At 41.2% G+C, this 23,591-nt stretch carries 23 protein-coding genes; 22 read left to right on the top strand and 1 reads right to left on the bottom strand.

The annotated features are described in order from the left end of the window. The first annotated feature begins 14 nt into the window (after nt 1-14). The 19 genes from dnaK (at nt 15) to recO (ending at nt 18,199) form a co-directional block, all read left to right on the top strand. A complete protein-coding gene (gene dnaK, locus GD002_RS15250; protein ID WP_153733224.1) occupies nt 15-1,847 on the top strand; it encodes a molecular chaperone DnaK in 1,833 nt (610 codons plus the stop codon). Between the two features lie 136 nt (nt 1,848-1,983). Continuing rightward, nucleotides 1,984-3,105, top strand: a complete 1,122-nt coding sequence (dnaJ, locus tag GD002_RS15245) for a molecular chaperone DnaJ (RefSeq protein ID WP_153733223.1) — start codon at nt 1,984-1,986, stop codon at nt 3,103-3,105. 15 nt (nt 3,106-3,120) lie between these two features. Next, nucleotides 3,121-4,065, top strand: coding sequence for a 50S ribosomal protein L11 methyltransferase (prmA, locus tag GD002_RS15240; protein WP_153733222.1), 945 nt, complete (start codon nt 3,121-3,123; stop codon nt 4,063-4,065). Between the two features lie 2 nt (nt 4,066-4,067). Beyond that, nucleotides 4,068-4,808 (top strand): 16S rRNA (uracil(1498)-N(3))-methyltransferase, encoded by a 741-nt coding sequence (locus tag GD002_RS15235; protein WP_153733221.1) that lies wholly within the window; start codon nt 4,068-4,070, stop codon nt 4,806-4,808. A gap of 16 nt (nt 4,809-4,824) precedes the next feature. Further along, complete coding sequence (gene mtaB, locus GD002_RS15230; protein WP_153733220.1) at nt 4,825-6,165, top strand: tRNA (N(6)-L-threonylcarbamoyladenosine(37)-C(2))-methylthiotransferase MtaB; 1,341 nt, start codon at nt 4,825-4,827, stop codon at nt 6,163-6,165. A gap of 93 nt (nt 6,166-6,258) precedes the next feature. Further along, nucleotides 6,259-6,930, top strand: coding sequence for a deoxyribose-phosphate aldolase (gene deoC / locus GD002_RS15225; protein WP_153733219.1), 672 nt, complete (start codon nt 6,259-6,261; stop codon nt 6,928-6,930). A gap of 142 nt (nt 6,931-7,072) precedes the next feature. Further along, the gene (rpsU, locus tag GD002_RS15220) at nt 7,073-7,246 is read left to right on the top strand and encodes a 30S ribosomal protein S21 (RefSeq protein ID WP_009496905.1); all 174 of its coding nucleotides are present in this window, start codon (nt 7,073-7,075) and stop codon (nt 7,244-7,246) included. Nucleotides 7,247-7,427: 181 nt separating this feature from the next. Then, nucleotides 7,428-8,765: an NfeD family protein gene (locus tag GD002_RS15215; RefSeq protein WP_153733218.1), complete on the top strand. Its 1,338-nt coding sequence runs from the start codon at nt 7,428-7,430 to the stop codon at nt 8,763-8,765. Beyond that, on the top strand, nt 8,765-9,763 hold the full coding sequence (floA, locus tag GD002_RS15210) for a flotillin-like protein FloA (protein ID WP_153733234.1): 999 nt from the start codon (nt 8,765-8,767) through the stop codon (nt 9,761-9,763). Before GD002_RS15215 ends, floA begins: the two co-directional genes overlap by 1 nt. 44 nt (nt 9,764-9,807) lie before the next feature. Then, entirely contained in the window at nt 9,808-10,344 is a 537-nt protein-coding gene (locus tag GD002_RS15205) for a hypothetical protein (RefSeq protein WP_153733217.1), read from the top strand. Between the two features lie 47 nt (nt 10,345-10,391). Next, a complete protein-coding gene (locus GD002_RS15200; RefSeq protein WP_194841634.1) occupies nt 10,392-10,649 on the top strand; it encodes a YabP/YqfC family sporulation protein in 258 nt (85 codons plus the stop codon). Beyond that, the gene (locus GD002_RS15195; protein ID WP_153733215.1) at nt 10,639-11,730 is read left to right on the top strand and encodes a sporulation protein YqfD; all 1,092 of its coding nucleotides are present in this window, start codon (nt 10,639-10,641) and stop codon (nt 11,728-11,730) included. Before GD002_RS15200 ends, GD002_RS15195 begins: the two co-directional genes overlap by 11 nt. Nucleotides 11,731-11,786: 56 nt before the next feature. Next, a complete protein-coding gene (locus GD002_RS15190; RefSeq protein ID WP_194841636.1) occupies nt 11,787-12,698 on the top strand; it encodes a PhoH family protein in 912 nt (303 codons plus the stop codon). A gap of 420 nt (nt 12,699-13,118) precedes the next feature. Next, nucleotides 13,119-15,185, top strand: a complete 2,067-nt coding sequence (locus GD002_RS15185; RefSeq protein WP_194841635.1) for an HD family phosphohydrolase — start codon at nt 13,119-13,121, stop codon at nt 15,183-15,185. A gap of 18 nt (nt 15,186-15,203) precedes the next feature. After that, nucleotides 15,204-15,677 (top strand): rRNA maturation RNase YbeY, encoded by a 474-nt coding sequence (gene ybeY, locus GD002_RS15180; protein WP_153733212.1) that lies wholly within the window; start codon nt 15,204-15,206, stop codon nt 15,675-15,677. A 4-nt stretch (nt 15,678-15,681) separates the two neighbouring features. Then, on the top strand, nt 15,682-16,032 hold the full coding sequence (locus tag GD002_RS15175; protein WP_153733211.1) for a diacylglycerol kinase family protein: 351 nt from the start codon (nt 15,682-15,684) through the stop codon (nt 16,030-16,032). 33 nt (nt 16,033-16,065) lie between these two features. Then, a complete protein-coding gene (locus GD002_RS15170) occupies nt 16,066-16,476 on the top strand; it encodes a cytidine deaminase (protein WP_153733210.1) in 411 nt (136 codons plus the stop codon). Further along, nucleotides 16,460-17,374, top strand: coding sequence for a GTPase Era (era, locus tag GD002_RS15165; protein ID WP_153733209.1), 915 nt, complete (start codon nt 16,460-16,462; stop codon nt 17,372-17,374). The genes GD002_RS15170 and era overlap by 17 nt, the downstream gene beginning before the upstream one ends. 42 nt (nt 17,375-17,416) lie before the next feature. Continuing rightward, a complete protein-coding gene (gene recO, locus GD002_RS15160; protein WP_153733208.1) occupies nt 17,417-18,199 on the top strand; it encodes a DNA repair protein RecO in 783 nt (260 codons plus the stop codon). Between the two features lie 25 nt (nt 18,200-18,224). On the opposite strand, the gene GD002_RS15155 is transcribed toward recO, so the two are convergent. Further along, nucleotides 18,225-19,604 (bottom strand): glycine--tRNA ligase, encoded by a 1,380-nt coding sequence (locus GD002_RS15155; RefSeq protein ID WP_153733207.1) that lies wholly within the window; start codon nt 19,602-19,604, stop codon nt 18,225-18,227. 312 nt (nt 19,605-19,916) lie between these two features. On the opposite strand from GD002_RS15155, the gene GD002_RS15150 reads away from it, so the two are divergent. The 3 genes from GD002_RS15150 to dnaG all read left to right on the top strand — a co-directional run bounded on the left by GD002_RS15150 (nt 19,917) and on the right by dnaG (nt 23,578). After that, nucleotides 19,917-20,555, top strand: a complete 639-nt coding sequence (locus GD002_RS15150; RefSeq protein WP_153733206.1) for a helix-turn-helix transcriptional regulator — start codon at nt 19,917-19,919, stop codon at nt 20,553-20,555. Between the two features lie 11 nt (nt 20,556-20,566). After that, nucleotides 20,567-21,385: a pyruvate, water dikinase regulatory protein gene (locus GD002_RS15145; RefSeq protein WP_153733205.1), complete on the top strand. Its 819-nt coding sequence runs from the start codon at nt 20,567-20,569 to the stop codon at nt 21,383-21,385. Between the two features lie 381 nt (nt 21,386-21,766). Continuing rightward, nucleotides 21,767-23,578: a DNA primase gene (gene dnaG, locus GD002_RS15140; RefSeq protein ID WP_153733204.1), complete on the top strand. Its 1,812-nt coding sequence runs from the start codon at nt 21,767-21,769 to the stop codon at nt 23,576-23,578. Nucleotides 23,579-23,591 lie beyond the last annotated feature (13 nt).

Below are 23,591 nucleotides of genomic sequence, written 5' to 3'. Positions count from 1 at the left end.
GGAGGCAACTAAACATGAGTAAAATTATTGGTATTGACTTAGGTACAACAAACTCAGTAGTAGCAGTATATGAAGGTGGAGAAGCAAAAGTTATCCCAAATCCGGAAGGCAACCGAACAACTCCTTCAGTTGTAGCATTCAAAAACGGGGAGCGCCAAGTTGGAGAAGTTGCAAAACGTCAATCCATCACCAATCCGAATACGATCATGTCTGTCAAAAGACACATGGGTTCAGACTTCAAAGTAGAAGTTGACGGTAAAGAATACACACCTCAAGAAGTTTCTGCTATGATCCTTCAATACATGAAAGGTTATGCAGAAGACTATCTAGGTGAAACAGTTTCAAAAGCAGTTATTACAGTACCTGCTTATTTCAACGATGCGCAGCGTCAAGCTACTAAAGATGCAGGAACGATTGCAGGGCTTGAAGTAGAGCGAATCATCAATGAACCAACAGCTGCAGCACTTGCGTATGGTATGGATAAAACAGACGAAGACCAGACGATCCTTGTATATGACTTGGGTGGCGGTACGTTCGACGTGTCCATTCTAGAACTTGGAGACGGTGTCTTCCAAGTGCGTTCAACTGCTGGTGACAATAAATTAGGTGGAGACGATTTTGATGACATTATTATCGACTACCTAGTTCAAGAATTCCGTAAAGAAAATGCAATTGACCTTTCTAAAGATAAAATGGCTATGCAACGTTTGAAAGATGCAGCTGAAAAAGCGAAAAAAGATCTTTCAGGAGTCACGTCGACGCAAATTTCTTTACCGTTCATTACAGCAGGAGAAGCGGGTCCACTTCATTTGGAAATCACATTAACACGTGGGAAATTTGATGAATTAACAGCAGGACTTGTAGAACGTTCTATGGTACCAACACGTCAAGCGTTGAAAGATGCGGATCTTTCACCATCTGATATTGACCGTGTCATCTTAGTTGGTGGTTCTACACGTATCCCTGCTGTTCAGGAAGCAATCAAAAAAGCTACTGGTAAAGAGCCTTTTAAAGGTGTAAACCCAGACGAAGTAGTTGCAATGGGTGCAGCAGTTCAGGGTTCAATTATCACAGGAGACGTAAAAGATGTAGTATTACTTGACGTTACGCCTCTATCACTAGGTATCGAAACAATGGGTTCTGTATTTACAAAGCTAATTGACCGCAACACGACAATTCCAACAAGTAAATCTCAAGTATTCTCAACTGCGGCAGATAATCAACCAGCAGTGGATATCCATGTATTACAAGGTGAGCGTCCAATGGCGACTGACAATAAAACTCTTGGTCGCTTCCAATTGACTGATATTCCGCCAGCGCCACGTGGCGTCCCGCAAATTGAAGTAACTTTTGATATCGATAAAAACGGTATCGTAAATGTTAAAGCGAAAGACCTTGGAACACAAAAAGAACAAAATATTACGATCCAATCAAGTTCAGGTCTTTCCGATGAAGAGATCGATCAAATGGTGAAAGACGCAGAAGCGCACGCTGAAGAAGATAAAAAGCGTAAAGAGGAAGCAGAATTACGTAATGAAGCAGATCAACTTGTCTTCATGGCGGAAAAAACATTGAAAGATCTTGAAGGTAAAGTTGATGAGGCAGAAGTAAAAGAAGCTCAAGAAGCGTTGGAAGAGCTTAAATCTGCAAACGAATCCGGAGATCTTGAACAGATTCGTACGAAGAAAGAAAAGCTCGATGGATTAGTCCAGGCGCTTTCCGTAAAGTTGTATGAGCAAGCTGCAGCAGAAGCTCAAGCTGCACAAGGCGATACACAACCAGGAGAGACAGATGACAGTGTAGTAGATGCAGATTTTGAAGAAGTAGACGACAAAGATAATAAATAAGTAAATTGACATATACGTTGACGGAAAAGTCAAAGTCCGAAATTCCGGCTTTGACTTTTTTGTCTGTGAACGTCACATAATTCATTTCCCCGTGGTACAATGGACCACAGGTAAAATGCGATGAGGGGTGCAGTAAATGAGTAAACGAGATTACTATGACGTGTTAGGGGTTTCTAAGTCAGCCACAAAAGAAGAAATCCGCAAAGCGTATCGAAAGCTTTCTAAACAATATCATCCTGACTTGAATAAAGAAGCGGATGCTGAATTGAAATTTAAAGAGGTAACAGAAGCATTTGAAGTTCTGAGTGATGAAAGCAAACGCGCCAACTACGATCAATTTGGCCATGAAGGACCTAGTCAAGGCTTTGGTGGCTTTGGTGGCGGTGGTGCAGAAGGATTTGGCTTTGAAGATATTTTCAGTACATTCTTTGGCGGTAGTGCGAGAAGAAGAGATCCAAATGCGCCTCAAAAAGGAAACGATCTTCAGTATACGATGACGGTCGACTTCATGGATGCGATCTTCGGACAAGAAACGGAGATTACTATCCCCCGTGAAGAGGAATGTGAGACATGTGACGGAACGGGTGCAAAAAAAGGAACAAGTGTGAAAACTTGTACGCAATGTAATGGCTCGGGTGAAGTATCAGTGACTCAAAATACACCTTTTGGCCAAGTGGTGAATAGAAGAACATGTCCAACATGTCAAGGAACCGGGAAAATAATTCCAGAGAAATGTGAGACTTGTCACGGAAAAGGCCGAGTTACCAAGAATAAGGTGATTAAAGTTACGGTACCGGCAGGAGTGGACCAAGGACAGCGTTTACGTGTTGGAGGTCAAGGTGAAGCGGGTGTTAATGGAGGACCTCCGGGTGACCTGTATATCGTCTTCAATGTACGTTCTCACAAGCGTTTTATTCGTGAAGAAGACGATATTATTTTGGAATTATCATTGACCTTCCCGCAAGCTGCTTTAGGAGATGAGCTCGAAGTTCCGACTGTTCACGGGAAAGTGAAATTAAAAATCCCGGCAGGAACACAAAATGGAACGAACTTCCGATTGCGTGGTAAAGGGGTTCCGAATGTGCATGGACACGGAGTTGGAGATCAACATGTCATTGTGAAAGTAGTGACTCCGAAAAAGATGACAGATAAACAAAAAGAGTTGCTGAGGGAATTTGCTTCCATTGAGGGAGAGTCGCCTGATGAATACTCTAGTTCATTCTTTGACAAAATTAAACGTACTTTCAAAGGCGAATGAAAGGATTGAAGAACTGTGAAATGGTCTGAAGTCTCTGTGCATACCACACATGAAGCAACCGAAGCAGTAGCGAATATACTACATGAAGCGGGAGCTAGTGGTGTCATCATCGAAGATTCCGCAGAGCCGGATAAGGAACGCGTAAACCAGTATGGCGAGCTATATGCCCTCGATAAAGGGGACTTTCCGAACGAAGGAGTCATCATAAAAGCTTATCTTCCAGTTACTAGCTTTATTAATGAAACGGTCCAAGAGCTAGAATTGGAAATCGAGGCACTTCGCAAATTTTCATTAAATCCTGGAAATTTCACGATTGGGATAACAGAGGTGGACGAAGAGGATTGGGCAAATTCTTGGAAACAGTATTACCATCCAGTGAAAATTTCTAAGCGTTTTACGATCGTGCCTACTTGGGAAGACTATACACCAGTCGAATCAGATGAATTGATCATTGAATTAGATCCAGGAATGGCGTTTGGAACAGGTACGCATCCAACAACTGTTCTTTGCTTGCAAGCCTTGGAGCAATATTTGCAGCCTGGACAAACAGTTGTCGATGTCGGAACGGGTTCTGGTGTTTTGGCTATCGGAGCCGCTTTGCTAGGGGCGAAGCAAATTACTGCGCTGGATTTAGATGAAGTGGCTGTGCGGGCTGCGCAAGAAAATGTTTCATATAACCATGTAGATGACCAAATTACAGTTTTACAAGCCAATTTGCTGGATGCGATAGAGGAACCACCTGATTTAATCATCGCGAACATTCTTGCCGATGTGATCATGTCGTTTTCAAGTGATGCGTATCGCCTAGTCAAACCAGGAGGGTTATTTATTACCTCTGGGATCATCATGCAAAAACGCGATGAGGTTCGAGAAGACTTAATTGCACAAGGATTTGAAATTGTGGAAACGGTGCTCATGGAAGATTGGGTAGCGATCATTGCTCGCAGAGGGCGTGAATAATTGTGCAACGATATTTTTTGGAACAGCCTTTTGATGCACAAGGAATCGTAACGATCGACGGAGATGATTATAAACATATCGTCAAAGTGATGCGAATGATGCCAGGACAAGAAATTCTAACTGTTTATGATGAAATAGTTTCGATTGCTATCATTAAGGAAATCCTTGAAAATCAAGTGATCGTCTTGCAACAACAGGTATTTCATAAAACTAATGAACTTCCTGTGCACGTTACGATTGCTTGCGGTCTACCAAAAGGGGACAAATTAGACTTGATTACGCAAAAAGGGACAGAACTTGGGATGAACCGTCTGATTCCTTTAGCAGCTAACAGGTCCATTGTGAAGTGGGATTATAAAAAAAGCGATAAACGAGTCGAACGACTACAAAAAATCGCTAAAGAAGCTGCAGAACAATGTCACCGAAACAAAATACCAGAGATACTTCCAGTCCATACTATTACGCAACTAGTAGACTATGCCGCTTCCTTTGATGTCAAATTGTTCGCAGATGAAGAAGATGCGAAAAGCGATATGCCGCATAAGATTGCAGACCGTCTGAAAAACGTGTATCATAAACAATCGATAATAGTTGTTTTTGGACCGGAAGGCGGTTTAGCTAGAGAGGAAGCTGGTTTATTGCAAGATGCCGGATTTCTACCGATCTCGCTAGGGCCTAGAATCTTACGTACAGAAACCGCGCCATTATATTTATTGTCCGCTATGTCTTATGAATTTGAATGAAAGAGGTGAGCAGCTTATGTCTTCGGTTGCTTTTCATACATTAGGCTGCAAAGTAAATCATTACGAAACAGAAGCTATTTGGCAGCTGTTCCAAGAAGCAGGCTACGAGCGTGTTGATTTTGAAAAAAGTTCAGACGTCTACGTGATTAACACTTGTACGGTAACGAATACAGGTGATAAAAAGAGCCGTCAAGTCATCCGCCGGGCGATTCGCAAAAATCCGGATGCGGTGATTTGTGTTACGGGTTGCTATGCGCAAACTTCTCCTGCTGAAATTATGGCGATTCCTGGTGTGGATATCGTTGTTGGTACTCAAGATCGTTCGAAATTATTAGGTTTGATTGCGGAGTATCGGGAAGAACGTAAACCGATCAATGCCGTACGTAATATTATGAAAAACCGTGTCTATGAGGAATTGGATGTGCCCGCGTTCACTGACCGAACACGTGCTTCTTTAAAAATCCAAGAAGGATGTAACAACTTCTGTACATTCTGTATTATTCCATGGGCTAGAGGTTTAATGCGTTCACGTGACCCGCAAGAGGTAATACACCAGGCGCAACAACTTGTGGATGCAGGCTATTTGGAGATTGTTTTGACTGGAATTCATACAGGTGGCTATGGTGAAGATTTGAAAGACTATAATCTCGCCCGTCTTTTGCGTGATCTTGAACAGAATGTCAAAGGACTTAAACGCCTTCGAATTAGTTCGATCGAAGCTAGTCAATTAACAGATGAAGTGATCGAAGTATTACGAGAATCTAAAATCGTTGTACGTCACTTGCATATTCCAATTCAATCAGGTTCAAATACTGTATTGAAGCGGATGCGTCGGAAGTATACGATGGAATTCTTCTCGGAGCGACTCACACGATTGAATGAAGCACTGCCACAATTAGCTATCACGTCTGATGTCATTGTTGGTTTTCCTGGTGAAACGGAAGAAGAATTTATGGAAACATATAATTTTATTCGCGATCATAAGTTTTCAGAGCTGCATGTGTTCCCTTATTCTAAGAGAACAGGCACGCCTGCTGCTCGTATGGAAGATCAAATCGATGAAAGCGTCAAAAACGAGCGAGTGCATCGTTTGCTCACGCTGAACGATCAATTGGCAAAAGACTATGCTTCTCAGTTTGAAGGGGAAGTGTTAGAAATCATTCCAGAAGAGCGCTATAAATTAGATCCTGAGCAAAACTTATATGAAGGCTATACGGACAATTATTTGAAAGTCGTGTTGCCGGCAGATGAATCGATGGTCGGTCAAATTGTGAGAGTCAAAATTTCAAAAGCTGGATACCCGTACAACGAAGGACAGCCGGTTAGAATCATTGAAGAAGAGAAACATTTAGTCTAAATGCGGCCACCTGTAAAAGGTGGTCTTTTTCGTGCAACAAAATTCAAGCTTTGCTATACTAAAAGAAAAGAGATTGGAAAAGGAGCGCTTTCATTGACGAATAAATATGCCGCTTATATTGATCATACACTGTTAAAGGCAGATGCAACGAAACAACAAGTCCTAGAATTATGTGATGAAGCAAAAAAATATTCATTCGCTTCTGTTTGTATCAATCCGACATGGGTCAAGACGGCTGCGGAAGCATTACAAGATACAGATGTCAAAGTGTGTACGGTCATTGGTTTTCCATTAGGTGCTAGCACTACAGAAGTGAAAGCTTACGAAACGAAAGATGCAATTGCCAATGGGGCTGGCGAAATCGATATGGTACTGAATGTAGGAGCGCTCCAAAGCGGACAGTTAGAACAGGTGCAGAAAGATATCGAAGCAGTAGTGGAAGCGGCGAAAGGTCAAGCGCTTGTAAAAGTCATTCTGGAAACGTCTTTGCTTGATGATATGCAAAAACGGACAGCTTGTGAGTTGGCAGTGCTAGCAGGCGCGAATTACGTGAAAACTTCTACTGGCTTCTCAACGGGTGGAGCTACCCCAGAAGATGTAAAATTAATGCGTTCCGTAGTAGGTCCTGAAATTGGTGTGAAAGCTTCAGGTGGGGTACGAAATATTGATGATGTCAACAAAATGATCGAAGCTGGAGCTACACGAATTGGTGCCAGTTCAGGTGTAGCCATCATGGAGGGGCTGGAATCGTCTGCTGATTATTGATGCGGTCCTTGAATGTGACGAGAAATTCCAATTAATATTCTAATAGTTTTTTATTGACCAATTGAATTTTTTGCGTTATAATTTGCTAGTACATGGCAAACAGCTATGTTTCGAAGTGTGCTCGGAGGGAGGGACAAGAGATATGACTAAGACAGTCGTTCGCAAAAATGAATCACTTGAAGACGCTCTTCGCCGCTTCAAACGTACTGTATCCAAGAGTGGTACAATACAAGAGGTTAGAAAGCGCGAGTTCTATGAAAAGCCAAGTGTGAAACGTAAAAAGAAATCAGAAGCTGCTCGTAAGCGTAAATTCTAATTTCTTCATACAATGAAATTTGAGATTAACTATTAATGTAATTTCCTATAAACCGAAAATCCTTCAAAGGATTTTCGGTTTATTTTATATTTTTTTAATTAATTTTAATTAAAATGAAACTAAAAGCGGTTTCAATCGTAAATAGTAAGTATAATAGGCAGTAGAGAGAGGTGAGAATATAATGATTAAAATGATTAGGTCAGTTTTTCTGCTCATTTTATTCATCGGAACGATCGCTTTGCCTTTTATGCACTCGGAAGCAGCAGAAACGAAGGTTTATCGAGTCCCACTTCATAAAGAAGTGGAGAAAGGTTTACATGCGTTTCTACAGCGTTCATTCAAAGAAGCGGCGGATGCGGGGGCAGACACGATTGTATTGGATATAGATACTCCAGGTGGTTTTGTAGATGCTGCCGATCAAATAGCGAAGTTGATGAAATCGACAGATACGCCTATTGTCGCGTTTATCAATGATCGGGCGTTATCGGCAGGGGCGTTCTTAGCGTTGTATGCTGATGAAATCTACATGACACCAGGTGGTTCGATTGGTGCTGCACAAGTGATCGATGGGTCTGGAAATGCTGCTGAAGCGAAAGCAAATAGTTATTGGCTAGCACAAATGAAAAATGCTGCATTGCACAAAGAAAAACGTGACCCAAAATATGCACTTGCCATGGCTGATCCGAATATCGACATGCCAGAACTTCGTGCACCAAAAGGTGAGTTACTGACACTCACTGCTGATGAAGCGGAGAAAGTGCACTATAGTCAGGGAACGGTCGCGACGTTTGACGAGTTGTTGCAGAAACTAGACTTAGCTGATGCAACGATCATCTCTACAACAGAGACATTCTCGGAAAAATTAGCTCGCTTCATTACGAATCCAATTATCGTACCGATTTTACTATCTGTTGCAAGTCTTGGGCTGATTGTAGAATTGTATTCGCCAGGCTTTGGAGTGCCGGGGAGTATGGGGTTAACTTCCTTATTCTTATTTTTCTATGGGCACACGGTGGCTGGTTTGGCAGGGTATGAGAGCTGGCTGTTGTTCGCTTTAGGCATTGTACTCATCATTGCCGAATTTTTCATTGCAGGAGGGATAGCGGGCATTTTCGGAGTCTTGGCAATCATAGGTAGTATTTTGCTTGCAGGCACAAACTTGGCATTCATGGCAATTTCTGTGCTGATTGCGATGGCCGTAGCAAGTATAGGAGCGGTGGTTATTATGAAATTCTTCGGTAAAAAACTTCATCTGTTGAATAAAATCATTTTAATGGATACGATGGATACGGAAAACGGTTATGTATCTAATGAAAACCGTACGGATCTATTGCAAAAAGTTGCGACAACTCTAACCCCGTTGCGTCCATCTGGCGTCGCTGATTTAAATGGCGAACGAATCGATGTCGTGTCGGAAGGACGATATATTGATCGTGATAAAGAAGTAGTGATTGTGGCGGTAGAAGGCTTCAGAATCGTTGTAAGAGAGAAGAAGAAAGAGGAGGAACAAGGCTTATGATGGGACTAGGAACTATTGGACTGGTAGCTGCAGTCTTTATTATCATCATCGTACTAGCAGTATTTTTCACGTTTGTACCTGTAACGCTATGGATTTCCGCCATTGCAGCAGGAGTGCGAGTAAGTATTTTCACACTAATCGGGATGCGTTTACGTCGGGTTATCCCGAGTAGAGTCGTCAACCCGTTGATCAAAGCGCATAAAGCAGGTCTGACTGTAACAATTAACCAATTGGAAAGTCATTATTTAGCGGGTGGTAACGTAGACCGCGTTGTCAACTCTCTAATTGCAGCTCAACGTGCAAACATTGCGTTGACATTTGAAAGAGCACAAGCGATTGATTTGGCTGGACGTGACGTATTGGAAGCTGTTCAAATGTCCGTTAACCCGAAAGTCATTGAGACGCCATTCATCGCGGGTGTTGCGATGAACGGTATCGAAGTAAAGGCAAAAGCGCGGATTACAGTTCGTGCCAATATTGATCGCCTCGTCGGTGGTGCGGGTGAAGATACAGTCGTTGCTCGTGTAGGTGAAGGGATTGTTAGTACGATTGGTTCTTCTGCGAGTCATGCGAAAGTACTTGAAAATCCGGACATGATTTCCCAAACTGTTCTGACGAAAGGTTTGGATTCCGGAACAGCGTTTGAAATTCTATCCATTGATATTGCGGACGTTGATATCGGTAAGAACATTGGTGCAGAACTTCAAACAGAGCAAGCGATGGCAGACAAAAATATTGCCCAAGCAAAAGCAGAAGAACGTCGTGCGATGGCTGTTGCCAATGAACAAGAGATGAAGGCGAAAACACAAGAGATGCGCGCAAAAGTTGTAGGCGCAGAGTCAGAAGTACCGTTAGCGATGGCAGAAGCATTGCGTTCAGGTAATATCGGGATCATGGATTATATGAACTACAAAAATATTCAAGCCGATACAGGTATGCGAGACTCCATCAGCAAGATTGGCGGAGACCAACAAACACCACCGCCGAAAAAAGACTGATTGTAAGTAAAACAATGAATTCCCGGGAAGGGGATGCATAATAAATGGAACAACTGATTATTTTTATTATCATGCTTGCGCTAGGATCGCTTTTCGGTAAAAAGAAAGAAAAGCCAAAACCTAAAAAGCAACCTAGTCAGCAGCAACCGACCTATACACAAACTGTTCAAAGTGATTCATCTAAAAGAGACTCGTCTCGTACGAACGAAGCTCCTCAGAAGTCACGCTCACTGAAGGAACTATCAAAAGGTCTCTTTGAAGATATCCAGAAAGAATTCAGGGACCTCCAGCAAGAGGCTCAGGAAGCAGAGCAGCCTATGAAGTCGCAGGGGCCGCAAACAGAAATTTTCTATCCGCAGCCCAAAGAGACCGTGACGCATAGGGAGCGACCTGCCAAGCCATCTTCTGCACCAAGACCTGAACGTCAGTCTGGAAGAGGACGATTACATTCTGATCCACAACGAGTAGTTCAGGAAAACGAACGAATTCTACAAGAGGATTTAATTCCGACAAGTCAGCAACAGGTCCTCCAAGGGATCATCTATTCTGAAATTTTAGGACCTCCTAAAGCAAAACGGTAATCATGCCGCCCCCATCTCCGTCATATGTTGAGATAGGGGGTTTTTTCGTGAAAAAATTATTCGCACTTCATCCATCTATCATTCTAGATGAATTTAATTCATTACGGATTACGGGCTTTTATCAATTAAAGGCATTAAGCGAGCAATCCGTTTCCTTTCAAACAGATGATTATTTTATAACGATCCAAGGTGAAGAAGTGACTGTACTAGCATTGACTGAACAAAGTGCCCATGTATCCATCATAGAGCTGAAAGATGTGACGATCCGATATAACCCCAACGAGGAGCGACTATATGAGTCATAAGAGATTCGAAGTTCAATTGACGGCTGCTGGGGGGGCGTCTTCTTTTCTTGGAAAATTGCAAGTAGAGCAAGTTAAAATAAAAAATTTGTATATGGCAGGCCGATCGGTATATTTTGAAACGGACAGCAAAGGAATTCAAACGATTCGTCGATTAAGAAGAAAATATCGTGTGAAAGTAAAAATTTCACATATAGGAAACGATACAGTCAATTATCGGCTGTTTTCTTCCTTACTATTTATTGTGGGATGTGTGCTTCCGCTTTGTGCTTCTTTATTCTTGTGGAATATCAAGGTGGAGAGTGAAGTGCCAGAATTAGCGGAGCGACTGGAAAACAAAATGGAAAAGGCGAACATTACGGTTCCGTCGCTTCTTTCAAAGTTACCTGAAGAAGATGAAATGAGGCGACTGTTAATGCAAGATGAGTCTTCCTTATCGTGGATTCGCTTTAAACAGATGGGGACGTCTTTAATCGTTTCGCCAATGCTAGCCCCGCTATCTACTGAAGTAAAAGAAGATGTGAAGGAAAAACCGTCTCATTTAGTAGCGAAAACGGGAGGAGTGATTACGCATTTTGCCTTAACAAGGGGTGAACGTGCAAGTATTGTGCACCAGACTGTAAAAAAAGGTGACATGCTCGCTACCGGAATTTTAGAACAAGGAGAAAAAACCACGGTTGTTGGAGCTGATGGTGCGGTGTATGCCGACTATTGGTTAGAATATCATTTTGAACTTCCACGAACTGTTAAATATTTTACTATTGGCGAAGAACAAATGAATATTAATTGGAGGACACCGTGGGAAAAAAGTAAAAGTGACAGCTTGCGTTTGAGGAATCCTGTAACTTTCAAAAAGACACGCGATGATCCAGTCCATACGGTACGTTTAGGTAAGGGAATGGAAGAAACCGTCATACTTCCTTTATTGAAGTATGATCTACTGTCCAAAAGAACTGATGAGCTTATAATAAAAGAGGAAAATATTTTACATGTAACCTTTACTAATGATAAAGTGAAGGGGACTATATTATTTTTGATAAATGAAAACATTGCTGAAAAACGACCGATAACTCAAGGAGACTGAAAATATTGAGCGAACATACAATTCAACTGCATATTGAAGAACCGAATGAAGCCATTATGCTTCTTGGAATTTCCGATCAAAATATGAATTTGATTGAGGAAGAATTGAATATCTCTATCCGAACGAGGGGCGAGACGATATCGATCAGTGGAGAGGCGGACCCTGCGGAAGCGGCGAAAGCTTTATTGGAACAACTGCTGAAAGTCATTCGTAAAGGGATTAATATTAATTTGCGAGATGTTGCAACAGCGATTGAAATGGCGAAAAACGGCACGATTGAATACTTTTCCTCTTTGTATGATGAAGAAATTGCACGCAATACAAAGGGAAAAGTGATCCGCGCGAAGACTATTGGACAACGTGAGTATATCCAATCAATTCGTTCGAGAGATCTTGTTTTCTGTATTGGACCAGCAGGAACAGGAAAGACCTATCTAGCGGTGGTTATGGCCGTCCAGGCTATGAAATCAGGTTCTGTGAAGCGCATTATCTTGACACGTCCTGCTGTAGAAGCTGGAGAAAGTCTAGGATTTCTTCCGGGAGACTTGAAAGAGAAGGTTGATCCCTACTTGCGACCGTTGTATGATGCCCTTCATGATATACTAGGAGCTGAACATACAGAGAGGTTAATTGAGCGTGGAGTGATCGAGATCGCACCGCTAGCTTATATGCGAGGCAGAACATTAGATGATGCATTCGTTATTTTGGATGAAGCCCAAAACACAACGAAAGCTCAAATGAAAATGTTCTTGACCCGCCTTGGTTTTGGTTCGAAGATGGTGATCACAGGAGATAAAACGCAGATTGACTTGCCACGTGGTGTAGATTCAGGCTTAAATGTGGCGGAGAATATATTGAAGAAAGTACAGGATATTCAATTTATTTACCTAGAACAAGGCGATGTAGTACGGCATCCGATTGTAGCGAAGATCATTGATGCATATGAGAAAGAGCAGTTATCGAACTAATGATTGTTAAAAAGCCCAAAAGCCCTTAATAATGGCTTGAGGGCTTTCATTTTGTGCAAAAAGCGAGAAGATGCACCTTTTCGGAAAGATCAAAGTGATCCGAGAGGCTGGCACTTGCAACTAATAATCTTCGTTTTTAATTTTGATATACATAAATACAACTAAGGAAAATATCATTGTCGGATTTTTGTCATTAAGGAAATAAATGCAGTATAGGCTCCTTATGAGGTATAATGGCTAACATAACTATGGTAAGTGAAGAGCAGGATTGATATACATGCTTAACGTTAGGCAAGAAAGTGTACTGCTTTTTATGAATTAAAGTAATACATAAGGTAAGGCGGCGAAAATTGCCAAAGGGAGGCAAATAATTTGGCGGACTTCAATGGTTTGTTTTCACAATTTAAGAAAGTGAAATTTATGTTTCTAATGCTTTTGGTCGTATGTCTATCTAGTATCCTTTTATTTTTTTTAATGTTTGGAAATAGTCGGAATGAAACATACGAAATTTCTGCATATGAGATTTCTCCCAAAACGATACGTTCACCAAAAACGATAGAAGATACAGAGAAAACGGAATTGGAACGCGTCAGGGCGGAGCAAGCTGTCCCAACATCTTATCGTTTTTCAGAAGATATCATGAAAAATAGACAAGCGATTATTAGTTCCATTTTCACGGCCATAAGTGATGTGAAAGTAGAAGAAAAAAAAGAAACCGACATGACAGAAAGTAAAAAGTTGAAATTGCTTAGAGAAAAGCTTGATGGAATGGAAAAGGAAGGGTCTCTTTTACGTTTATCTGATGACCAATTAAAACAGTTGTTAGCATCGGATCAAAAAGATTTAGACAATTTGCATCAGCTTTTATTGACAATTATTGGCGAAGAGCTTTCTCAACCATTCAAGCAAGAGCAAGTATCTACACATCGCTATGAAGTGGAAAGACAGATACGTCAAACTAGCGTATTGCCAAAGGAATTGCTTGATGTCGCACTTTTCATAGGGCGTTCCACTATTATGGAAACTGAAGTGATAGACGAAGAATTGACAGAAAAAAATAAAGTCGAAGCACGTGAATCTGTAGAACCGATTCGTATTCTACAAGGACAAGTGATCGTGCGAGAGGGACAACTGATCGACCGTGATATTTATCAACAACTGAAATTGGCGGGCGTTCTGACAAATCAGTCTTCCTTTAAGCCGGTTTTAGGAATCGGGTTATTCATACTTTTTATTTCTGGCCTGATATGGATTCATTTTTCTAAATGGCGAGAGAGCAAACAATTCAAGAAGAAAGCCTTACTGATGTTTTATGTTATATTTTTTACTGTCGTTATTCTCATGAAAATTATCAGTTATATTGATCATGAATTTGATGTGCAAATTGCATTTTTATTTCCCACTGCATTGGCACCCATGCTGATCAGACTTCTGATTAATGAGCGAACTGCCGTACTAGCAACTATCATTACGTCTGCAACTGCTGGAATCATGCTACAAGAAGGCATCGCTGCTATTATGCAAATGGAAGTAGCCTTGTATATTTTGTTTGGCGGGATGGTCAGTATATACCTTCTCAGTGAGCACGGTAGACGTTCTACGATATTACAAGCCAGTCTCGCTGTTTCCGCTTCCAATGTTTTGTTTATTATATTTTATTTGCTAATGACGCAGACTAGCTATACATTAGCGGAGTTAACTTTTTATGTAGTGGCGGCTATTACTTCAGGTGTATTGTCAGGTGCTTTAACGATTGGACTCCTGCCGTTTTTTGAGTCTGCATTTCATTTGCTTTCCAATATACGATTGGTTGAGTTATCGAATCCCAATCATCCATTGCTGAAGAAAATATTGGTGGAGACGCCTGGAACCTATCATCATAGTATTATGGTTGCGAATTTGGCGGATGCAGCGTGCGAGTCAATCGGTGCCAATGGATTGCTTGCACGTGTGGGAAGTTATTATCATGACATTGGGAAAACTGTCCATCCTGGCTTCTTTATTGAGAACCAGCATGCAGGGCAGAATTTACATGATTCTCTCCCTCCTGAAAAAAGTCGTGATATGATTATAGCTCATGCGGAAGATGGTGCTAAAATATTGGAGAAGCATCATATGCCCGCTGAGCTTGTAAATATCGCTAGGCAACATCATGGTACAAGTTTGCTGAAGTTTTTTTACGTGAAAGCGAAAGAACATAATCTTGATGTAGAGGAAGAACAATTCAGATATTCTGGTCCGAAGCCGCAAACAAAGGAAATTGCGGTCATCATGATTGCGGACAGCGTAGAGGCTGCAGTCCGATCAATGAAAGAGCCAACACCTGAAAAAATCGCAGCTCTCGTAGAATCCATTGTTCGGACAAAAGTGGAAGATGATCAATTTGATGAGTGTGATTTATCAATGAAAGAGATAAAACAGGTGAAAAAAGTAATTTGTGAAACATTAAATGGAATTTTCCATAACCGAATTGAATATCCAGAATAAAAAAGGAGTAGTAGAATAATGATAGACTTTTATTTTCAAGATGAAACAGAAACTGTCGATCAAAGTTCAGAAAAATTGATTACCGATCTTTTGAGCCATGCAGCAGAATTGGAAAATTTAAAAGGTTTATACGAGTTATCGATTACTTTCATGGATGATGAAGCCATCCAAGCAGTGAACGCGGAATTCAGGGGGAAAGACCGACCGACGGATGTCATTTCATTTGCGTTAGAGGAATTGTCCGAAGGTGAAGTGGCGATTGTTCATGATAATGAAATGCCTATCGTACTCGGTGATATCATTATCTCCATCGAAACTGCAAAACGCCAAGCAGTTGAATACAATCATACGTTTCAACGAGAATTAGGATTTTTAGCATTACATGGCTTCCTTCATGTACTCGGATATGATCATATGGAGGATGAAGAAGAGCGTAAAATGTTCGGTCGACAAACGGAAATTTTAACTTCTTTCGGCTTGGAACGGCAGTGATCCAATGAAGACATTTTTCAAGTCATTCGTCTACGCATGGGCAGGGATTATCGAAGGTTTTGTGCATGGACGGAACATGAAATCTCATGCACTATCTGCCATTATTGTCATGCTAGCCGGTTGGCTTACAGGTCTATCTAAAACAGAATGGTTTATTATCCTATTATTGATCAGTGGTATGATGGCTTTGGAATTATTGAATACTGCTGTAGAGCATGTGGTCGATCTTGTCACAAAGGAATACCATCCGTTAGCTAAAAAAGCGAAAGACGCAGCGGCGGGTGGGGTATTGATTTTCGCCATTGCAAGTGCGATAATAGGCTGTTTGATCTTCTTACCGAAATGGTTAGGTTGACATATAAGAAATGAATGAAATGGAGTGAAATATATGAAGATTGATCAATTACAGAATGAAGCGAGACAAGCAATGAAGACTGCATATGTTCCGTACTCTAAATTCCCAGTGGGAGCTGCCTTGGAAACGCAAGATGGAGACATCTATCATGGCTGTAATATTGAAAATTCCGCCTATGGACTTGCAAACTGCGCGGAACGAACGGCTATTTTTAAAGCGGTCTCTGAGGGGGTGAAGTCCTTCAAGTCGCTTACGGTGATCGGAGATACTGCAGGACCGATCTCACCATGTGGCTCATGTCGTCAAGTGATTGCAGAGTTTTGTGCACCTACTATGCCGGTCTATCTGACGAATCTCAAAGGGGATGTTCAAGAGACGACTGTCGAACAGCTTTTACCAGGTGCTTTTTCCAAGGAGGATTTAGATTATGCAGAAGAACGATAAGCCATTCAAGTCTGGTTTTATTTCAATTATTGGGCGTCCGAATGTCGGAAAATCGACATTCATTAATCGGATGGTCGGGCAAAAAATTGCCATTATGAGTGATAAACCACAAACTACACGAAATAAAGTGCAAGGTATCGTCACGAGTAAAACATCACAAATGATTTTCATTGATACACCTGGTGTTCATAAACCAAAACACCGTCTAGGTGACTTCATGCTGAAAGTAACACGAAGTACGTTGAGTGAAGTAGATGTCATTATGTTTATGGTGAACGCGGATGAGAAAATCGGTACGGGCGATCGATTTATTATGGAATGGCTACAGAAATCCGAGACGCCTGTTTTCTTAGTGATCAATAAGATTGATCTAGTTCATCCTGATCAGTTATTGGAAATCATTACGACATACTCCAAAGAATTAGATTTTGCGGAAGTGGTTCCTATTTCAGCATTAAACGGTAATAATATCGAGCGACTTGTTGAAACGCTTGAAAGCTATTTGCAGGAAGGTCCTCAATATTATGCGGCTGATCAAGTAACAGATCATCCCGAGCGGTTCATCATCTCGGAAATGATTCGTGAAAAAGTCCTGCATGCTACACGTGAGGAAATCCCTCATTCCATTGCGGTGGCTATAGAAAGCATGGAACAGGATCCTTCAACCGAAAAAACACATATTCGAGCGACGATCATTGTGGAAAGAGATTCGCAAAAAGGAATTGTCATCGGTAAAAGTGGAAAGTTGCTAAAGGAAATTGGCACAAAGGCACGAAAAGATATTGAGATGCTTCTTGGTCAAAAAGTATACTTGGAATTGTGGGTGAAAGTCCAAAAAGATTGGCGCAATCGTCCGAGCCGATTAAAAGAATTTGGATTCAATGAGGAAGATTATTAATTTTATACTCTGTCCAGTATACGTGTGTAAGGGGAGGGCGCTTTGTTAAACAAAATTGAAGGGTTTATTATAAAAAGCATCCCTTATGGAGAAACGAATAAAATTGTGACGATCTATACTAGAGAAGCCGGCAAATTAACGGCAATGGCTCGCGGTGCGAAAAAGCCCGCAAGCCGGTTAGCTGCCATTACTCAAACATTCACTCATGGCTACTTTTTGATACGCGCTAGCAGGGGAATGGGGACTCTCGAACAAGGTGAATTAATTAGCAGTGTCCGTCATATTCGCTCAGATTTGGAAACGACAGCTTATGCTGGCCTGGTTGTTGAATTGATTGATCGTTTGACTGAGACGGAACAACCGAATGCAGGCATTTTTCAATTGCTGCAAGAGGCGTTTCATGCAATGGAAGAAGGCTATGATCCTGAAGCTATTTCCTTATTTGTTCAGTGGAAAATGCTCCCTGTGGCTGGCATCCATCCGATTCTTCATGAGTGTGCGAATTGCGGTGCTACGGAAGGGGAGTTTGCTTTTTCTTTCCAGCAAATTGGTTTCCTATGTCATCGTTGTTTTTCGGTAGATCCGTACATTATTCGGTTGTCTCCTACTCAAATCAAGCTGATTCGGACATTTTTTAGTGTGCCATTGGATCAAATCGGTACACTGACATTAAAGAAGACGACGAAAACGTTCATGGAGAAACTGATCTCTACCATCTATCATGAGCAGATCGGTATTTACTTGAAATCTAGAAAGTTTATTGAGCAATTAGAACGGACACCTGAATTACAGCGACGGAAAGAAAACCCGGAAGAGGAAGGCTAATGCCCAACTTCTTCCGGGTTTTTACTTAAAATTGAAGATGTTTTTCGATATAAGCTTTGACGTCTGCAATCGGCATACGTTCTTGTTCCATAGAATCACGGTGACGGACAGTTACTTGCTGATCTTCTAGAGAATCAAAATCATACGTAATACAGAAAGGTGTTCCGATTTCATCTTGACGACGGTAACGTCTGCCGATGGATTGGGAATCGTCATATTGTACTGGGAAGTGCTTAGCTAGTTCTGTATAGACTTTATCCGCATCTTCACTTAGTTTTTTAGACAATGGCAACACAGCTGCTTTAATAGGCGCAAGTGCTGGATGGAAGCGCAAGACTGTACGCTTGTCGCCGTCTTCCAACTCTTCCTCATCAAACGCATCACATAAGAAAGCTAATGTTACACGATCTGCACCTACTGAAGGTTCAATGCAATATGGGACGTATTTTTCATTAGTCACGGGATCTTGGTAATGGAAGTCTTCTCCTGAATATTCCATATGACGTTTTAAGTCGAAATCCGTACGGTTTGCAATACCCCAAAGTTCTCCCCAGCCAAACGGAAATTTGTATTCGATATCCACCGTACCTTTGGAGTAATGAGAAAGCTCGTCCTCATTATGTTCGCGTAGACGGATATTGTCTTCTTTCAATCCAAGATTCAGCAAGAGATTCTTGGATTGATCACGCCAGTATTCATACCACTGCATATCTTCTCCTGGCTTACAGAAGAATTCTAGTTCCATTTGTTCGAACTCGCGCGTACGGAAAGTAAAGTTACCCGGTGTGATTTCATTTCGGAAACTTTTCCCGACTTGCGCAATACCAAATGGTACTTTCTTCCTCATCGATCGTTGAACATTTTTGAAGTTAACGAAAATTCCTTGTGCTGTTTCAGGACGAAGGAAGATTTGATTTGCTGATGAATCAGTAACACCTTGACTCGTTTTGAACATCAAGTTGAATTGACGGATTTCTGTATAATCCATTGCGCCACAAGTTGGACAAACGATATCGTGTTCTTGGATTAAGTCAAACATTTTTTCAAATGGTAAGCCATCTACCACCATTTCAATCCCTTTTTTATCTAAGGCATCTTCAATCAATTTATCCGCGCGATGACGTGTTTTACATTTTTTGCAGTCAATCATTGGATCATTGAAATTCCCAATATGTCCAGATGCTTCCCAAACTTTTGGATTCATCAAAATAGCTGAATCAAGCCCTACGTTATAAGGGGACTCTTGAATGAATTTTCGCCACCAAGCACGTTTAATATTGTTCTTCAACTCCACACCCAATGGACCGTAATCCCAAGTATTCGCCAAACCGCCATAAATTTCAGAACCTGGGAACACAAACCCCCGCTGTTTTGAAAGATTCACTACTTGTTCCATAGATAACATTCTAAACCCCTCCAATTAAAATAAGCACTCGTCTCCGGACATAGACATGTCCGGGGACGAGTGCATAATGACCCGCGGTTCCACCCCGATTGGTTTTTCAACCCACTTTCATAATGAATGGTTCAACTCCCGGCTGCCGTTTTCGTGTATTGCAGGCTTTCACTGGTCCTGCTCGCTGATGTTTACACTACTTATTGACCGTTCTTCGTTTACTTCATTCAAAATTAGTTTAGCATGCTTCTCCTTTCTTCGCAATAGTGAGCGTCTTGATATATAATTAGACAGTAAATACTACTTTGAAGTCTGAAGGCGGTGACATGTTTGGAATTAAATACTCGTCAAAATGAAATCCTTGACATCGTTAAAGAAAACGGGCCAATTACAGGAGAGCAAATTGCAGAGCGGTTACATTTGGCAAGAGCCACCATACGTCCTGATTTGGCGATCTTGACCATGGCGGGATATTTAGATGCACGACCACGTGTAGGCTATTTCTATTCTGGCAAAAAACCTATTCAATCGGTTGCGGATGGTATGGTAGATATGATAGTTGGAGATTTCCAATCTAGACCCGTCGTGGTTACTGAAAATTTGTCCGTCTATGATGCAATCTGCCAACTGTTTTTAGAAGATGTAGGTACATTATTCGTGGTGGATCAACAGTCTTTACTGACGGGCGTTTTGTCACGTAAGGATTTGCTTCGAACAAGCATTGGAAGAACGGAATTAGATAAAATTCCTGTACATGTTATTATGACGAGAATGCCCAATATAACATATTGTAAAAAACAGGATACCCTTATTACAGTAGCCAAAAAAATGATGGATAGTCAAATTGATTCATTGCCCATCGTAAATGAGAAAGAGGGTGGGTTGGAAGTGATTGGCCGGATTACGAAAACAAATATTACAGCCGCATTTCTTTCATTAGCGGAAGATCATGATTTATGAGGAGGGACTGTATGCCGAAATTCACATTATTCATCGTCTCAGATTCTGTTGGAGAAACAGCCGGTCTTGTAACGAAGGCGGCTGCTAGTCAGTTCCGTCATGATTTGGAAACGGTTTCTATAAAAAGGTTCTCTTACATAGAAGAGAATTCACAATTGGAGGAAATTGTGTTTTTAGCAAAGCGACAGCAAGCTTTGATTGTCTTCACTTTAGTCAAGAGTACTATGCGAGAACAATTGCAATTACTTTGTGAGGAACTGGAAGTGAAATGCGTAGATTTACTTGGTCCTATCATGGAGAAAATAAGTGATCAATTAGGACAAGACCCTTTTGAAGAACCGGGTCTAGTAAGACAATTAGACGATCATTACTTTAAAAAGATTGAAGCAATCGAGTTTGCGGTAAAGTATGATGATGGAAGAGATATGCGTGGAGTGCTAGAGGCAGATATCGTACTCATCGGTGTATCCAGAACTTCCAAAACGCCTTTATCGCAGTTCCTGGCAAATAAGGGATACAAAGTGGCAAACATTCCGCTCGTTCCCGAGGTTGATCCACCTGCTGAATTATTCTCGATTAATCCAACTAAATGTTTTGGATTATCTATATCAGTGAGTCAATTGAATTCCATCCGAAAAGCGCGTTTGGAAACATTGGGCTTGAAAGATGACGCAAACTATGCGAAAATAGCACGTATTCAGCAAGAGATAGACTACTTTAACGATATTACGTCACGAGTCGGTTGTGATGTCATTGATGTGACCAATCGTGCAGTAGAAGAAACAGCCAATACAATTATCAAACTGCTTACAACGCGGAAGGCCAACTAAACCGGATGGTTAGGTCTTCTTTTTTCTGTGTGTGTGGCTGTGTGTGGATAAATAAGAAGCCTTAGTGGCGGCTCATCACCAAAATATGTGCTTGAAAACATACGTAGTGAGGCGCCAGAGATGTAAGGTAAAGATGTGCTACCAACTACGCTTTACTCACAAAAAGCGTCCTTCTTTATGGCTCACGTTCCAGTCTGCTCGTAACGGAATTCAATGGAAGCTATACTGCACGCTGTATGAGGTAGAGATCTATGGACAGTTTATAGAGTAAGAATGTCTATTTCATAGCAAGATAAATTTTTTAGTGCGAATTTTGTCGAGAAAAGAGGGTTTTTTAGAAAGTCCACGAATTTATGTATATAGAGTAGAAATGGTGATAGAATGACAAGAATATCTGACGACACGATTGAAGAAATCCGGTCAGGAACAGACATTGTCGATTTGATCAGTGAATATGTTCAGTTAGCTAGAAGAGGGAAAAACTGGTTTGGTCTTTGTCCGTTCCATGAAGAAAACAGTCCCTCTTTCTCTGTTTCCGAAGACAAGCAGTTATTTCATTGCTTTGGCTGCGGAGCAAGCGGGAATGCCATTACGTTCATGATGGACATAGAAAATCGTTCATTCATGGATTCCATATTGAAACTTGGAAGCAGGATGGGTATTGAGTTGGAGGCTTCGCAAAACGATACGCAAGCTATGAAAAGCTCTTACAACCAGCAAATGCTTAAAGCATATACACTTGCTGCCAATTTTTATAGCCATCTGCTCTTAAACACCATAGAAGGCGAAAAAGCATTAGAATACCTAGAAAAAAGAGGATTTACGCGTGATCAAATCGAACAATATGAAATAGGATGGTCTCCTGTTCAGTCAGATGCCCTTTCTACCTTATTGAAAAGGCAAGGCTTTGATCTGAAAGAAATGGAAACCGCAGGACTGTGTTTTCAAAAAGAGGATGGTTCAGGGTATTTCGACCGTTTTAGAGGAAGGATTATGTTTCCGATTCAAGATGATAATGGGGCAACTATAGCCTTCTCTGGGAGAAGACTAGAGGATTCTTCTACAGACGCTAAATATATCAATAGTCCTGAAACTCCTATCTTTGAAAAAAGTAAAGTTTTGTTTAATTTTCATCGTGCACGTCTTAATGTTCGGAAAACGGGTAAAGTAATACTATTCGAAGGATTCATGGATACGATTGCCGCAGATCGTGGTGGCATTGGTAATACGGTTGCTGTGATGGGAACCGCTTTATCGTCACATCATATTGTGAAATTGAAGCGAATGGCAAAGAAAGTAGTTATTTGCTGTGACGGGGATTCTGCTGGTTGGGGGGCTGCCAAACGATTTGCCGACAGCTTAATTGATAGTGGAATGGACGTGCTTGTAGCTACTCTGCCTGATCGAATGGATCCGGACGATTTTATCACGCAACAGGGAGTTAAAGCATTTACGGAGAAAATCATCGATCAACCCCTATCGTATATTTCTTTTGTAGCTGCCTACTATAGAAGAGACAAAAACTTATCAAACGACCATGATATCAAGCAGTACGTTCACGAAGTTTTTAATGAACTCGCTCACCGTTGTTCTCCTATTGAGAAAGATTTATTGATTCAACAACTCCATAGTGAAACACATGCTTCGAAAGAATCACTCGGACAGGAGTTTACAAAGTCGATCGCACGAAAGGCTAAACAAACACAGGATATAGGTCTAGTGGATGAAAGCCGATCGGTAAGTATCACAAGCGCAACAGTGAACAGAACAGAAACGGATCGGGCGGAACAATTGCTGCTTGCTCATTTATTGATGGACGCAGACTTGTTTGAAGAAAAACGCTTAGAACTACAAAATTTATTTGTCAGAGAAGACGTCATCAACATATTTTTTAAGTTGGCAGCGTTTTATGAACAGTATGACTTACCCAACTATCAACGATTTGCTGAACTGCTAGACGATCGGCAATTGAAGAAGATTGTAATGGAAGCCATTTTAACAGAGCGTTCACAGGAAAATACAGAGCAAGAAGTGGAAGATTGCATCCGTCATTTGAAAAAAAGTCAATTAAAACGTTTGATTGACCAAAAGCAACACGAAGTAAAAGAAGCAGAAAAAAGGAACGACCAAGCAAAAGCAGCGGAGTTGGGCTTAGAAGTATTCCAGCTTGTGAGATCGTTAAAGGTTCTGTAAGGAGGTATAGTCA

The sequence above is a fragment of the Sporosarcina obsidiansis genome (assembly GCF_009651005.1).
Taxonomy (GTDB): Bacteria; Bacillota; Bacilli; order Bacillales_A; family Planococcaceae; genus Sporosarcina; species Sporosarcina obsidiansis.
The sequence above is the reverse complement of the archived record's forward strand: the minus strand, read 5'-3'. Positions and strand labels throughout refer to the sequence as shown.